Annotated in this window: 9 protein-coding genes; 1 reads left to right on the top strand and 8 read right to left on the bottom strand. The window is 46.6% G+C overall.

Features of this window, described 5'->3' with window-relative positions; genetic code table 11:
- Positions 1–120 precede the first annotated feature (120 nt).
- Positions 121–1,911 (bottom strand): F-box/WD repeat-containing protein, encoded by a 1,791-nt coding sequence (locus ACOMHB_RS00270; RefSeq protein ID WP_448215038.1) that lies wholly within the window; start codon positions 1,909–1,911, stop codon positions 121–123.
- A 304-nt stretch (positions 1,912–2,215) separates the two neighbouring features.
- Here ACOMHB_RS00270 and ACOMHB_RS00265 point away from each other — a divergent pair, with 304 nt between their 5' ends.
- Complete coding sequence (locus ACOMHB_RS00265) at positions 2,216–2,374, top strand: hypothetical protein (RefSeq protein ID WP_448215037.1); 159 nt, start codon at positions 2,216–2,218, stop codon at positions 2,372–2,374.
- A 39-nt stretch (positions 2,375–2,413) separates the two neighbouring features.
- On the opposite strand, the gene ACOMHB_RS00260 is transcribed toward ACOMHB_RS00265, so the two are convergent.
- From ACOMHB_RS00260 to ACOMHB_RS00230, 7 genes are all read right to left on the bottom strand, one after another.
- Positions 2,414–4,204: an F-box/WD repeat-containing protein gene (locus ACOMHB_RS00260; protein ID WP_448215036.1), complete on the bottom strand. Its 1,791-nt coding sequence runs from the start codon at positions 4,202–4,204 to the stop codon at positions 2,414–2,416.
- 194 nt (positions 4,205–4,398) lie between these two features.
- Positions 4,399–6,210, bottom strand: a complete 1,812-nt coding sequence (locus tag ACOMHB_RS00255; RefSeq protein ID WP_448215035.1) for an F-box protein — start codon at positions 6,208–6,210, stop codon at positions 4,399–4,401.
- A gap of 245 nt (positions 6,211–6,455) precedes the next feature.
- Positions 6,456–8,246, bottom strand: coding sequence for an F-box/WD repeat-containing protein (locus tag ACOMHB_RS00250; RefSeq protein ID WP_448215034.1), 1,791 nt, complete (start codon positions 8,244–8,246; stop codon positions 6,456–6,458).
- A gap of 149 nt (positions 8,247–8,395) precedes the next feature.
- Complete coding sequence (locus ACOMHB_RS00245) at positions 8,396–8,941, bottom strand: hypothetical protein (RefSeq protein WP_448215033.1); 546 nt, start codon at positions 8,939–8,941, stop codon at positions 8,396–8,398.
- Positions 8,942–9,117: 176 nt separating this feature from the next.
- Positions 9,118–10,920 carry a DPP IV N-terminal domain-containing protein gene (locus tag ACOMHB_RS00240; RefSeq protein ID WP_448215032.1) on the bottom strand — a complete coding sequence of 601 codons (1,803 nt, stop codon included), beginning with the start codon at positions 10,918–10,920 and terminating at the stop codon, positions 9,118–9,120.
- Between the two features lie 161 nt (positions 10,921–11,081).
- Complete coding sequence (locus ACOMHB_RS00235; protein WP_448215031.1) at positions 11,082–12,896, bottom strand: F-box/WD repeat-containing protein; 1,815 nt, start codon at positions 12,894–12,896, stop codon at positions 11,082–11,084.
- Positions 12,897–13,020: 124 nt separating this feature from the next.
- Positions 13,021–14,817, bottom strand: coding sequence for an F-box/WD repeat-containing protein (locus ACOMHB_RS00230; RefSeq protein WP_448215030.1), 1,797 nt, complete (start codon positions 14,815–14,817; stop codon positions 13,021–13,023).
- Positions 14,818–14,983 lie beyond the last annotated feature (166 nt).

Raw genomic sequence — 14,983 nt, 5'->3', positions numbered from 1 at the left:
GTTCCCCGTGTGGGAATGAGTGATTCGATCTGTTTGACTCGGTTTTGTCATGGAAGTTCAATCTATTGATATAACGCTGTTTGCTAATCGGCTCAGAGTAAAAATACGTTCATCCGATCATCAATCGTTCTTCGATAGCTCAGTGATTCTCACCTTGTGATCTTCACTGGCAGTCACCAGGTGTCGGCCATCGACGCAGAAGGTGGCTGAGATGACGGCTTTATCGTGTACAACGGTGGTTTTTTTTATCCATAATCCATCCTTCCCCAGACCATAAATTTGCGCGGTGTTATCCTCACTGGCGGTCACCACAAGGCAACCATCGGCGCTGAAAGTGGCGGATCGGACCTTATCTTTGTGGACTATGGTGGCTTTTTTTACCCAGGATCCATCGGCCTCATGGCCATAGATTTCCGCTGTTTTATCATAACTGGCGGTCACTAAATGGCGGCCATCGGCACTGAACCCGGCTGACGTGATATGATCACTGTGTTCAATGGCGGCTTTTTTTACCCATGAACCAGGGGTTTCCTGACTATAGACTTGCGCCGTTTTATCATCACCGATGGTCACCAGATGACGACCATCGGCGCTGAACTTGACAGAGTGGACAAAACGATCGTGATAAATCGTGGTTATTTCTTTCCATGATCCATCGTCCTGCAGGTCACATATTTTCGCTGTATTATCGAAACTGGCGGTTGCAAGATGGCGGCAATCGTCGCTGAAGGAGTGTGAGTGAGCAAAATTATTATGGTTAATGGTGGCTTTGACTTCCCATGACCCAGTGGCTTCCTGACTGCAGATTTTCAAAATTTCATGTCCAATGCGGATCAGCGCATAACGGCCATCAGAGCTGAGGCAGGCCCAATTGACACCATCCGGATCAGTAATGGTGGCTTTTGCTTGCAATGATCCATCGACCTCCAGATCATAGATTGTCGCAACGTCAGATGCATTGACAACCAACAGATGACGACCATCGGCGGTGAAGTTGGCCAACCTGATCGGAGTATCACAGTTAATAATGTATTTTGCTTCCCATGATCCATCGGTATTCTGGCCATAGATTTTCAGCGTATTATCCATACTGGCGGTCAACGCATGGCGACCATCAGCACTGAGTGCGGCTGAGAGGACCCAACGATTATGGGAAATGGTGGCTTTTGCTTCCCATGATTCATCCTCCTTCATACCATAGATCACCGCCTTGCGACGACTGATGACCAACAGATGGCGGCTATCGGCGCTGAAAACGGCTTTTTTGACCCAACCATTATCGGAAGTGGAGGCTTTTACTTTCCATGATCCATCGCTCTCCTGGCTACAGATCTTCACTGTATTATCCAAACTGGCGGTCACCAGGTGGCAGCCATCGGCGCTTGAAGTGACTGCTAAGATTTTGCTGTGATGGGTAACTTCGTTTTTTGCCTCTAAGTTAAATGTTTCACATTGAGACATCAGTTTACTGTTGTTAAAAAGGAGCAGAGCAGGAAAACAAGTACTCTTTTGCTGTTTTACGAGTGACTCGACAGTGTCTTTATTCGCAAACGGCTTCAACCAGTCACGGAGTTGTTGCTCATCTTTTGTAGTAGCTATGGTCTTTAGTAGATGTTGGTGTGGGGAAGGAAACCGGCGATACCATTCTCTTTCCAGAGTTTTATGGTTTTCTAAAAGGTCGCAAAGATATTTGCATACCTTTGCTAAACGGGTAATCTCCCGGAAACCCAGATAGTGAATAATCTTGGTTTTTATTTCATCGGGCAAACGGAAGAATGAAGATTGATTTTGGTTATATGCAGTAACATCCCTGCCTGCAACGATGCCCGTTGGCGCTTGCTCGAGTCGCAACTGCACAGGTGTTGGCGAGAGTGAACCGTCATTGCTGGAATTGTTGTTCAAAGGGTTCATGAGCAGCTCCTCCAGAGCTCCAGAGTCAATATTTATCCCCATAGAAAAGGACATTCAAAATGGATTCGATCTTTATAGACTCGGTTTTGTCATGAAAGTTCAAACTATTGAGGTCATTGGCATTAAGAAGACGAAAGCCAGGCACTGTTAACAAAAATATGCGCCATGGGCAGGCGGTTACGAACAACCAGCCTTTCAGGATGCCATCGGGTTATGCGGGTCGTGGAGTACAGATTGAAGTAGCAGGCACCAGCCCGGTGCGGCAACTGCAAGCGGCGCAGAGTGTGAGTGAGTTGGCTTAAACATGAAAGTACCAGTTTACCGCCAGTACGGAAGCAATGGTCAGCAGGGCGCTGCCAAAGGTGACAAGGTATTGCAGGTTGATGGTGGTGTGGATTTCGGTTTTCAGTTCGGCGTATGCCCTGATGCTGTCCATTTTCACTTCGTAGTAGCGGGCGTCTGACTCGGCTTTCCTGATTGACCCTCCGGCCAGTGCCGAGGATCAACTTGGAGAATGATAGAAAGACATTAGTTCAGTGATTCTCACCATGTGATCTTCACTGGCGGTCACCAGGTGTCGGCCATCGACGCAGAAGGTGGCTGAGATGACGGCTTCATCGTGTACAACGGTGGCTTTTTTTACCCATGATCCGTCCTTCCCCAGACCATAAATTTGCGCGGTGTTATCCTTACTGGCGGTCACCACAAGGCAACCATCGGCACTGAAGGTGGCTGATCGGACCCAATCTTTGTGGACTATGGTGGCTTTTTTTACCCAGGATCCACCGGCTTCACGGCCATAGATTTTCGCTGTTTTATCATAACTGGCGGTCACCAAATGGCGGCTATCGGCGCTGAACCCGGTTGAGATGATCCTCTCATTGTGTTTAATGGTGGCTTCTTCTACCCATGATCCAGGGGTCTCCTGACCATAGACTTTCACAGTAATATCATCACTTCCGGTCATCAGACGGCGACAATCAGCGCTGAACTTGAGAGAGTAGAAAAAATGATTATGAGAAACCGTGGTTATTTCTTTCCATGATCCATCATCCTGCAGGTCAAATATTTTCGCTGTATTATTGGAACTGGCGGTTGCAAGATGGCGGCAATCGTCGCTGAAGCAGTGTGAGTTGGCAAAATTATTATGGTTAATGGTGGTTTTTACTTTCCATGACCCGGCCTCCTGACCGTAGATTTTCAAAGTGTTAGGTCTAAAGCGGATCAACGCATGGCGGCCATTGGAGCTGAGGCAGGCCCAATTGACACCATTTGGATCAGCAATGGTGACTTTTGCTTCCAATGATCCATCGTCCTCCAGACCATAGAATGTCGCAACATCAGATGTATTGACAACCAACAGATGTCGGCCATCGGCGCTGAAACTGGCCAATCTGGTCGAAGCATCACAGTTAACAATGTATTTTGCTTCCCATGATCCATCGATCTTCTGGCCATAGATTTTCAGCGTATTATCCAAACTGGTGATCACCACATGACGACCATCAGCACTGAATGTGGCTGAGATGAGCCAGGGATTATGGGAAATGTTGGCTTTTGCTTCCCATGATCCATCCTCATTCATACCATAGATTCCCACCCTAAGACGACTGACGACCAACACATGGCGGTTATCGGTACTGAAAATGGCTTTTTGGACCCAACCATTATCGGGAGTGAAGGCTTTTACTTTCCATGATCTATCGGTCTCCTGGCTGCAGATCTTCACTGTATTATCCAAACTGGCGGTTACTAAGTGGCGGCCATCGGCGCTTAAGGTGGCTATTGAGATTTCGTCAGGATGGGTAATTTCGGTTTTTGTCTTTAAGTTAAATGTTTCACATTGAGACATCAGTTTACTGTTGTTGAAAAGGAGCAAAGCAGGAAAATAAGTACTCTTTTGTTGTTTTACGAGTGACTCGACAGTGTCCCTGTTCGCAAACGGCTTCAACCAATCACGGAGTTGTTGCTCATCTTTTGTCGTAGCGATGGGATTTAGTTGATACAGGTGTGGTGAAGGAAACCGTCGATACCAGGCTCTTTCCAGAGCTTTATGGTTTTCAACAAGATCGCGAAGGTATTTGCATACCTTTGCTAAATGGGTAATCTCCCGAAAATCCAGATAGCGAATAATCATGGTTTTTGATTCGTCGGGCAAACCAAAGAATGAAGATTGATTTTGGTTATATGCAGTAACATCCCTGCCTGCAACCATGCCCGTTGGCACCTGCTCGAGTCGAGGCTGCTCAGGTGTTGAACCGTCATTACCGGAATTATTGTTCAAAGGGGTCATGAGCAGCTCCTTCAGAGCTTCAGAGTCAGTATTTATCCTCACATAGAAAAGGACATACAAAATCGATAACTCTGGTTCCCATGCCGTGGGAACGAGTTGTTAAATTGATTCGATCTGTTTGACTCGGTTTTGTCATAGAAGTTCAAACTATTGATATAACACTGTTTGCTAATCGGTTCTGAGCAAAAAGACGTTCATTCGTAGATCAATCGTTCTTCCAGTTCAGTGATTCTCACCGTGTAATCTTCACTGGCAGTCACCAGGTGTCGGCCATCGACGCAGAAGGTGGCTGAGATGAGGGCTTTATCGTGTACAACGGTGGCTTTTTTTAGCCATGATCCATCCTTGCTTAGACCATAAATTTGCGCGGTATTATCCTCACTGGCGGTCACCACAAGGCAACCATCGGCACTGAAGGTGGCGGATAGGACCTTATCTTTGTGGGTTATGGTGGCTTTTTTTACCCAGGTTCCATCGGCCTTACGGCCATAGATTTTTGCCGTTTTATCATGACTGGCAGTCACTAAATGGCGGCCATCGGCGCTGAACATGGCTGCGGTGATATACTCATTGTGTTCAATGGTGGCTTCTTCTACCCATGATCCAGGTGTCTCCTGACTACAGATTTTCGCCTTGTTATCATAACTTTTGGTCACCAGATGGCAGCCATCGACGCTGAACTTGGCAGAGAGAACAAAGTCGTGATGAGAAATCCTGGTTGTTTCTTTCCATGATCCATCGTCCTGCAGTTCACATATTATTGCTGTATTATCGTAACTGCCGGTTGCAAGATGGCGGCAATCTTCGCTAAGAGAGATTGAGCTGAGACCACTATTATGGGTAATGGTGGCTTTTGTTTCCCATGACCCGTCCTCCTGACTATAGATTTTTAAAGTCATCCATCCATCGCAGAACAACGCATGACGGCCATTGGAGCTGAGGCAGGCCCAGCTGTTACTACCCTCATCAGGAAGGGTGGCTTCTAATTCCCATGATCCATCGTCCTCCTGACCATAGATTGTCGCAACGCCAGATGTGCTGACAACCAACAGATGACGGTTATCGTCGCTGAAGCTGGCCGACCTGTTCGGAGTATCACAGTTAATAATGTATTTTACTTCCCATGATCTATCGTTATTCTGGCCATAGATTTTCAGCGTATTATCCACAATATCCACATTATTCAAACCGGCGGTCAACACATGGCGACTATCAGCACTGAAGGTGGCTGAGAAGGTCGTACGATTATTGGGAATGGTGTCTTTTGCTTCCCAGGATCCATCCTCGTTCATACTATAGATTTCCGCCGTGAAGCGACTGACGACCAGCACATGCTGGTTATCGGCGCTGAAAAAGGCTTCATTGACCCAACCATTCCTGGGAATGGAGGCTTTTACTTTCCATGATCCATCGGTCTCCTGGCTACAGATCTTCAATGTATCATTTGAACAGGCGGTCACCAGGTGGCGGCTATCGGCGCTTAAGGTGGCTTTTAAGATTCTTTCAGGATGGGCAATTTCGATTTTTGTCTTTAAGTCAAATGTTTCACATTGAGACATCAGCTTACTGTTGTTGAAAAGGAGCAGAGCAGGAAAGTAAGTACTCTCATGTTTTTGTACGAGTGACTCGACAGTGTCCATATTCGCAAACGGCTTCAACCAGTCACGGAGTTGTTGCTCACCTTTTGTGGTAGCTATGGTCTTTAGTAGATATTGGTGTGGTGAAGGAAACCGTTGATACCAGGCTCTTTCCAGAGCCTCATTGTTTTCAACAAGATCGCGAAGGTATTTGCAAACCCTGGTTAAACAGGTAATCTCCCGAAAACCCAAATAGCAGATAATCAAGTTTTTTGTTTCATCGGGCAAACAGAATAATGCAGATTGCTTTTGGTTATACAAAGTAACGTCCCTGCCTGCACTGACACCTGTTGGTGCTTCTTCTCGCCGAAGTTGCCTGATTGGCAAGAGTGAACCGTCATCGCTGGAATTGTTGTTCAAAGGGTTCATGAGCAGCTCCTCCCTGAGCTTCAGAGTCAATATTTGTCCCCGCACAGAAACATAGAATAAGGACATTCAAAATGGATTCGATCTACAATAGAGTCGATTTTGTCATGAAAGTTCAAACTATTGAGGTCAGTGGCATTAAGAAAAAGAAGAGCCCTGATCCGGGAAAAGGATAGAAAGGCATTTTTTTATTGAGAGCCCAGTGCAAAAATTGCCAACGGCCTTTTGGTAATACCTTCATTCGATCATCAATCGTTCTTCAATAGTTCTGTGATTCTCATCTTGTGATCTTCACTGATGGTCACCACATGTCGGCCATCGGCGCAGAGGTCGGCTGAAATGACTCTGTCATTGTGTTGAATGGTGGTTTTTTTTACCCAGGATCCATCCTCACTCAGACCATAAATTTGCGCCGTGTGATCCTTACTGGCGGTCACCACAAGGCAACCATCGGCACTGAAGGTGGCCGATAGGACCCAGCCTTTGTGGACAATGGTAGTTTTTTTTACCCAGGCTCCACCGGCCTCTCGGCCATAGATTTTCGCCGTTTTATCATGACTGGCGGTCACCAAATAGCGGCCATCGGCACTGAACTCAGTTGAGATGATCCTCCCATTGTGTTTAATGGTGGTTTCTTCTACCCATGATCCGGGGGTCTCCTGACCACAGACTTTCGCCGTATTATCATCACTTCTGGTCACCAGATGGCGACCATCGGCGCTGAATTTGACTGAGAAGACAAAACGATCATGAGAAAACCTGGTCATTTCTTTCCATGATCCATCATCCTGCAGGTCAAGTATTTTCACTGTATTATCTGAACTGGTGGTTGCAAGATGGCGGCAATCGTCGCTGAAGGAGTATGAGTTGGCAAAATTATTATGGTTAGTGGTGGCTTTTACTTCCCATGAACCAATGGCCTCCTGACCGTAGATTTTCAAAGTGTTTGGTATAACGCGGATCAGCGCATGACGGCCATCGGAGCTGAGGCAGGCCCAATTGACACCACCCGGATCAGTAATGGTGGCTGTTACTTGCCATGATCCATCGTCCTCCAGGCCGAAGATTGTCGCAACGTCATATGTATTGACAACCAACAGATGACGGCCATCGGCGCTGAAACTGGCCGACCTGATCGAAGCATCACAGTTAATAATATATTTTGCTTCCCATGATCTATCAGTCTTCTGGCCATAGGTTTTCAGCGTATTATCGCAACTGGCGATCAACACATGGCGACCATCAGCACTGCAGGTGGCTGAAATGACCGAACTATTATCGGTAATGGTGGCTTTGACTTCACATGATCCGTCCTCGTTCATACCATAGATTCCCACCCCGAAACGACTGACGACCAACAGATGGCGGCTATCGGCGCTGAAAATGGCTTCTTTGAACCAACCATTATTGGAAGTGGAGGCTTTTACTTTCCATGATCCATCGGTCCTCTGGCTACAGATCTTCACTGTATTATCCAAACTGGCGGTCACTATGTGGCGGCCATCGGCGCTTAAGGTGACTGCAAAGATATCATCAGGATGGGTAATTTCGGTCTTTGTCTCTAAGTTAAATGTTTCACATTGAGACATCAGTTTACTGTTGTTGAAAAGGAGCAGAGCAGGAAAATAAATACTCTTTTGTTGTTTTACGAGTGACTCGACAGCGTCCTTATTCGCAAACGGTTTCAACCAATCACAGAGTTGTTGCTCAGCTTTTGTCGTAGCGATGGTCTTGAGTTGATATTGGTGTGGTGAAGGAAACCGGCGATACCAGGCTCTTTCCAGAACTTTATGGTTTACAACAAGATCGCGAAGATATCTGCATACCTTTGTTAAACGGGTAATCTCCCGAAAACCCAGATAGCGAATAATCATGGTTTTTGATTCGTCGGGCAAACAGAAGAATAAAGATTGATTTTGGTCATATGCAGTAACATCCCTGCCTGCAACGATCCCCGTTGGCGTTGGCTCGAGTCGAGGCTGCTTAGGCGTTGGTGAGAGTGAACCGTCATTACTGGAATTATTGTTCAAAGGGTTCATGAGCAGCTCCTCCAGAGCTTCAGAGTCAATATTTATCCTCACATAGAAAAGGACATTCAAAATGGATTCGATCTACATAGAGTCGATTTTTTCATGGAAGTTCAAACTATTGAGGTCAGTGCCATTAAGAAAACGAAAGTCAGGCACTGTTAAACATGAAAGTACCAGTTTACGGCCAGTACGGAAGCGATGGTTAGCAGGGCGCTGCCAAAGGTGACAAGGTATTGTCGGTTGATGGTGGTGTGGATTTCGGTTTTTAGTTCGGCGTATGCCTTGGTGCTGTCCACTTTCAGTTCGTGGTAGCGGGCGTCAGAGTCGGCTTTCACTTCGTAGTAGCGGGCGTCAGACTGGGCTTTAAGTTCTTTGAAGTGGGCGTCAGACTCGGCTTTAAGTTCTTTGAAGTGGGCGTCTGATTCGGCTTTAAGTTTTTCGTAGCGGGCATCAAACTTGGCATTTTGTTTTTCGTAGTGGGCGTCTGACTCAGCTTTCTGTTGTTTGAATTCGGTATCAAACTTGTCATTCATGTCGGCCATTTTTTGGCTGAAGTGTGCCTGATGCTGCAAGATGGCCTCTTGCATGATCAGCACGTCTTTCTTGCTGGCGTTGTGGTCCGGGTCGAGGGAGGCACTGACTTTTGCCGCCAGCTCCTCACTGATGCCGATGTTTTTCAGTTCGTTGAACAGCGTGTCCGTCACATTCAGCTCCTGTTAACCGATGGAAGAGGCTGAAGCATAGACCATGGATGAACAAACTACCTGGGCTGATTGATCCTCTGGCCAGTGCCGAGGATCAACCGAGAGCCCAGTGCAAAAATTGCCATCGGGCTTTTGATAAAAAGCTGTTTGCTGATCGGTTCAGATTGAAAATACGTTCATTCGATCATCAAAATCTTCTTCCATAGTTCAGTGATTCTTACCCTGTGATCTTCACTGGTAGTAACTACATGTCGGCCATCGGCGCAGAAGGTGGCTGAGATAACTGCTTCATTGTGTACAACGGTGGCTTTTTTTACCCATGATCCATCCTTCCCCAGACCATAAATTTGCGCCGTTTTATCCTTACTGGCAGTCACCACAAGGCAACCATCGGCACTGAAGGTAGCGGATCGGACCTTATCTGTGTGGACTATGGTGGCTTTTTTTACCCAGAATCCACCGGCCTCACGGCCATAGATTTTCGCTGTTTTATCAAAACTGGCAGTCACTAAATGGCGGCCATCGTCGCTGAACCTGGTTGTGGTGATCCACCCATTGTGTTTAATGATGGTTTTTTTTACCCATGATCCAGGGGTCTCCTGACCATAGACTTGCACCGTTATACGATCACTTCGGGCCATCAGATGGCGACCATTGGCGCTGAACCTGACAGAGTAGATAGAACTGTCATGAGAAACTGTGGCTATTTCTTTCCATGATCCATCGTCCTGCAGGTCACATATTTTGGCTGTATTATCGAAACAGCCGGTTGCAAGATGGCGGCAATCGTCACTAATGGTGGTTGAGTTGACAATATCATTATGGGTAATGGTGGCCTTGACTTCCCATGATCCAATGGCTTCCTGACCGTAGATTTTCAAAGTGTAATGTCCAACCTGGATCAACGCATGACGGCCATCGGAGCTGAGGCAGGCCCAATTGACACCACTCTCACCATTAAGGTTGGCTTTTACTTCCCATGACCCATCGTCTTTCTGACCATAGATTATAGGAGCGTAAGATGAAGTAAGGACCAACAGACGACGGCCATCGGCGCTGAAGCTGGCCGACAAGATCGAAAGATCACAGTTGATATTGTATTTTACTTCCCATGATCCATCGGTCTTCTGGCCGTAGATTTTCAGCGTATTATTGAAACTGGCGGCCAACACATGGCGACCATCAGCACTGAATGTGGGTGAAATGACCGAACCATTATGGGAAAGGGTGGCTTTTGCTTCCCAGGATCCATCCTCATTCACACTATAGATTCCCGCCCTGAAACTACTGACGACCAACACATGCCGATTATCGGCGCTGAAAATGGCTTCTTTGGCCCAACCATTGACGGAAGTGGAGGCTTTTACTTCCCATGATCCATCGGTCTCCTGGCTAAAGATCTTCACTGTATTGTTCAAACTGACGGTCACTAAGTGGCGGCCATCGCCGCTTAAGGTGACTGCAAAGATATTATTAGAACGGGTAATTTCGGTCTTTGTCTCTAAGTCAAATGTTTCACATTGAGACATCAGTTTGCTGTTGTTGAAAAAGAGCAGAGCAGGAAAATAAGTACTTTTTTGTTGTTTTACGAGTGACTCGACAGCATCCATAATCGTAAACGGTTTCAACCAGTCACGGAGTTGTTGTTCATCTTTTGTCGTAGCGATGGTCTTGAGTTGATATTGGAGTGGTGAAGGAAACCGGCGACACCAGGCTCTTTCCAGAGCGTTATGGTTTTCAACAAGATCGCGAAAATATTTGCATACCCTTACTAAACGGGTAATCTCCCGAAAACCCAGATAGCGGATAATCGTGGTTTTTGATTCGTCGGGCAAACAAAAGAATGAAGATTGATTTTGGTTATATGCAGTAACATCCCTGCCTGCAACCATGCCTGTTGGCACTTGCTCGAGTCGGGGCTGCTCAGGTGTTGGTGAGAGTGAACCGTCATTGCTGGTATTATTGTTCAAAGGGGTCATGAGCAGCTCCTCCAGAGCTTCAGAGTTCGCTTTTCAGTTGTTGTATGCATTCCCACGCAGAGCGAGGGTGTCGCAAAACTCTCTCCGGCGTGGGAACGAGTTGTTAGGACTTAGAGAGGACATCCAAAGGACTTAGAGAGGACATCCAAAACTGATTCGATCTATATAGACTCGATTTTGTCATGGAAGTTCAAACTACTGTTCTTCCATAGCTCAGTGATTCTCACCTTGTGATCTTCACTGGCGGTCACCACATGTCGGCCATCGGCGCAGAAGGTGGCTGAGATGACTGCTCTGTTGTGTACAACGGTGGCTTTTTTTACCCATGATCCATCCTTCTTCAGACCGTAAATTTGCGCCGTTTTATCCATACTGGCGGTCACCACAAGGCAACCATCGGCACTGAAGGTAGCGGATCGGACCTTATCTGTGTGGGCTATGGTGACTTTTTTTACCCATGATCCAGCGGCCTCACGGCCATAGATTTGTGCCGTTTTATCATGACTGGCGGTCACCAAATGGCGGCCATCAGCACTGAAGCTGGCTGTGGCGATAATCTCATTGTGTTCAATGGTGGCTTTTTTTACCCATGATCCAGGGCTTTCCTGACTGAAGATTTTCGCCGTTTTATCATCACTTATACTCACCAGATGGCGACCATCGGCACTGAAATCGACAGAGCAGACAAAACGATCGTGATAAATCGTGGCTATTTCTTTCCATGATCCATCGTCCTGCAGGTCACATATTTTCGCTGTATTATCGTAACTGGCGGTTGCAAGATGTTGGCAATCTTCGCTGAAAGTGGCTGAGTTGATAACACGATTATGGATAATGATGGCTTTGATTTCCCATGATCCAGTAGCCTCTTGAGCGCAGATTTTCAAAGTGTTACGTCCAATGCAGAACAACGCATGACGGCCATCGGAGCTGAGGCAGGCCCAGTTGACACGACTCGGATCAGTAATGGTGGCTTTTGCTTCCAATGGTCCATCGTCCTTCTGGCCATAGATTGTCGCAACGTCAGATGTATCGACAACCAACAAATGACGGGCATCGGCGCTGAAACTGGCCGACTTGATCGGAGCATCACAGTTAATAATGTATTTTGCTGTCCATGATCCATCGGTCTTCTGGCCGAAGATTTTCAGAGTCTTGTCGAAACTGGCGGTCAACACATGGCGACCATCAGCACTGAAGGTGGCTGAGACGATCCAACGATTATGGGAAATGGTGGCTTTTGCTTCCCATGATCCATCCTCGTTCATACTATAAATTCCCGCCCAGAGAGTACTGATGACCAACAGATGGCGTTTATCGCTACTGAAAATGGCTTTTTTGACCCAAACACTATCGGGAGTGGAGGCTTTTACTTTCCATGATCCATCGGTCTCCTGGCTGCAGATCTTCACTGTATCATCCAAACTGGCGGTCACTAAGTGGCGGCTATCGGCGCTTAAGGTGGCTACCAAGATTTCGTCAAGATGGGTCATTTCGGTTTTTGTCTTTAAGTTAAATGTTTCACTTTGAGACATCAGTTTACTGTTGTTGAAAAAGAGCAGAGCAGGAAAATAAGTACTCTTTTGTTGTTTTACGAGTGACTCAACAGCGTCCTTATTCGCAAAGGGTTTCAACCAGTCACGGAGTTGTTGTTCATCTTTTGTCGTAGCGATGGTCTTCAGTTGATATTGGAGTGGTGAAGGCAACTGGCGATACCAAGCTCTTTCCAGAGCTTTATGGTTTTCAACAAGATCGCGAAGATGTTTGCATACCTTTGCTAAACGGGTAATCTCCCGAAAACCCAGATAGCGAATAATCTTGGTTTTTATTTCATCGGGCAAACAGAAGAATGAAGATTGATTTTGGTTATATGCAGTAACATCTCTGCCTGCAACCATGCCTGTTGGCACTTGCTCGAGTCGGGGCTGCTTAGGTGTTGAACCGTCATTACTGGAATTATTGTTCAAAGGGGTCATGAGCAGCTCCTCCAGAGCTTCAGAGTCAATATTTATCCCCGCATAGAAAAGGACATTCAAAATGGATTCGATCTACATAGAGTCGATTTTGTAATGGAAGTTCAAAATATTGGGGCCATTGGCATCAAGAAAAATCGCTCTTCAATAGTTCAGTGATTCTCACTTTGTAATCTTCACTGGTGGTCACCACATGTCGGCTATCGGTGCAGAAACTGGCTGTGATAACGGTTTTATTGTGCAGAACGGTGGCTTTTTTTACCCATGTTCCGTCCTTCCCCAGACCATAAATTTGCGCCGTGTTATCCTCACTGGCGGTCGCCACAAGGCATCCATCGGCACTGAAAGTGGCTGATCGGATCCAACCTTCGTGGACAATGGTGGTTTTTTTTACCCACGATCCACCGGCCTCAAGGCCATAGATTTGAGCCGTTTTATCACCACTGGCGGTCACTAAATGACAGCCATCGGCGCTGAACCTGGTTGCGGTGATACTCCCATTGTGTTCAATGATGGCTTCTATTACCCATGTTCCAGGGGTCTCCTGACCATAGACTTTCGCCGTATTATCACCACTGGCGGTCACTAAATGGCGGCCATCGGCGCTGAACTCGACTGAGTAGACAAAACTATCATGAGAAATCGTGGTTATTTCTTTCCATGATCCATCGTCCTGCAGGTCACATATTTTCGCTGTATGATCGAAACTGGCGGTTGCAAGATGGCGGCAATCTTCGCTGAAAGTGGTTGAGCCGATATTATGATTATGGGTAATGGTCGCTTTTACATCCCATGACCCAATGGCCTGCTCACCGCAGATTTTCAAAGTGTTATAACCAATACGGATCAGCGCATGACGGCCATCGGAGCTGAGACGGGCCTGACTGGCACCACTCGTATCTGTAATGGTGGCTTTTGCTTCTAATGACCCATCGTCTTTCAGATCATAGATTGTCGCAACGTCAGATGTATTGACAACCAGCAGATGACGGCCATCGGCGCTGAAGCTGGCAAAAATGACCGGAGTATCACAGTTAATGGTGTATTTTGCTTCCCATGATCCATCGGTATTCTGGCCGAAGATTTTCAGCGTATTATCGAGGCTGACGGTGAATACATGACGACCATCAGCACTGAATGTGGCTGAGCAGATCCAATGATTATGGGCAATGGTGGCTTTTGCTTCCCATGATCCATCCTCCTTCATACCATAGATTTCCGCCCAGAGACGAAAGTCGACCAACACATGGCGGTTATCGGTGCTGAAAATGACCTTTTTGAACGAACCATTATTGGGAGTGGAGACTTGTACTTTCCATGATCCATCGGTCTCCTGGCTACAGATCTTCACTGTACCGTCCAAACTGGCAGTCACTAAGTGGCGGCTATCGGCGCTTAAGGTGGCTGTTAAGATTTTTTCAGGATGGGTAATTTCGGTCTTTGTCTCTAATTTAAATGCTTCACATTGAGACATCAGTTTACTGTTGTTGAAAAAGAGCAGAGCAGGAAAATAAATACTCTTTTGTTGTTTTACGAGTGACTCGACAGCGTCCATATTCGTAAACGGTTTCAACCAGTCACGGAGTTGTTGCTCATCTTTTGTGGTAACGATGGTCTTTAGTTGATACTGGTGTGGTGAAGTAAACCGTTGATACCAGGCTCTTTCCAGAGACTTATGGTTTTCAACAAGATCGCGAAGGTATTTGCATACCTTGGCTAAACAGGTAATCTCCCGAAAACCCAGATAGCGAATAATCATGGTTTTCGTTTCGTCGGGCAAACAAAAGAATGAAGATTGATTTTGGTTATATGCAGTAACATCCCTGCCTGCAACCATGCCCGTTGGCGCTTGCTCGAGTCGAGGCTGCTCAGGTGTTGGCGAGAGTGAACCGTCATTACTGGAATTGTTGTTCAACGGGGTCATGAGCAGCTCCTCCAGAGCTAAAGAGTCAATATTTATCCTCACATAAAAAACACATAAAAAAGGACATTCAAAATGGATAACTCTGGTTCCCATGCACCAGCGTGGGAAACCATACCTGTCTAGTTAGAGAGGACATCCAACGAGTTAGAGAGGGCATCCAAAACTG

It is taken from the genome of Endozoicomonas sp. 2B-B, from assembly GCF_053470045.1.
Note: the sequence above shows the minus strand (reverse complement) of the source record. Positions and strands in the feature narration are given on the sequence as shown.

What these genes read in the sequence shown, in the direction of transcription:
- ACOMHB_RS00270 (WP_448215038.1), bottom strand. Translation starts at nt 1,911, where the DNA reads ATGAACCCTTTGAACAACAATTCCAGCAATGACGGTTCACTCTCGCCA.
- ACOMHB_RS00265 (WP_448215037.1), top strand. Translation starts at nt 2,216, where the DNA reads ATGAAAGTACCAGTTTACCGCCAGTACGGAAGCAATGGTCAGCAGGGC.
- ACOMHB_RS00260 (WP_448215036.1), bottom strand. Translation starts at nt 4,204, where the DNA reads ATGACCCCTTTGAACAATAATTCCGGTAATGACGGTTCAACACCTGAG.
- ACOMHB_RS00255 (WP_448215035.1), bottom strand. Translation starts at nt 6,210, where the DNA reads ATGAACCCTTTGAACAACAATTCCAGCGATGACGGTTCACTCTTGCCA.
- ACOMHB_RS00250 (WP_448215034.1), bottom strand. Translation starts at nt 8,246, where the DNA reads ATGAACCCTTTGAACAATAATTCCAGTAATGACGGTTCACTCTCACCA.
- ACOMHB_RS00240 (WP_448215032.1), bottom strand. Translation starts at nt 10,920, where the DNA reads ATGACCCCTTTGAACAATAATACCAGCAATGACGGTTCACTCTCACCA.
- ACOMHB_RS00235 (WP_448215031.1), bottom strand. Translation starts at nt 12,896, where the DNA reads ATGACCCCTTTGAACAATAATTCCAGTAATGACGGTTCAACACCTAAG.
- ACOMHB_RS00230 (WP_448215030.1), bottom strand. Translation starts at nt 14,817, where the DNA reads ATGACCCCGTTGAACAACAATTCCAGTAATGACGGTTCACTCTCGCCA.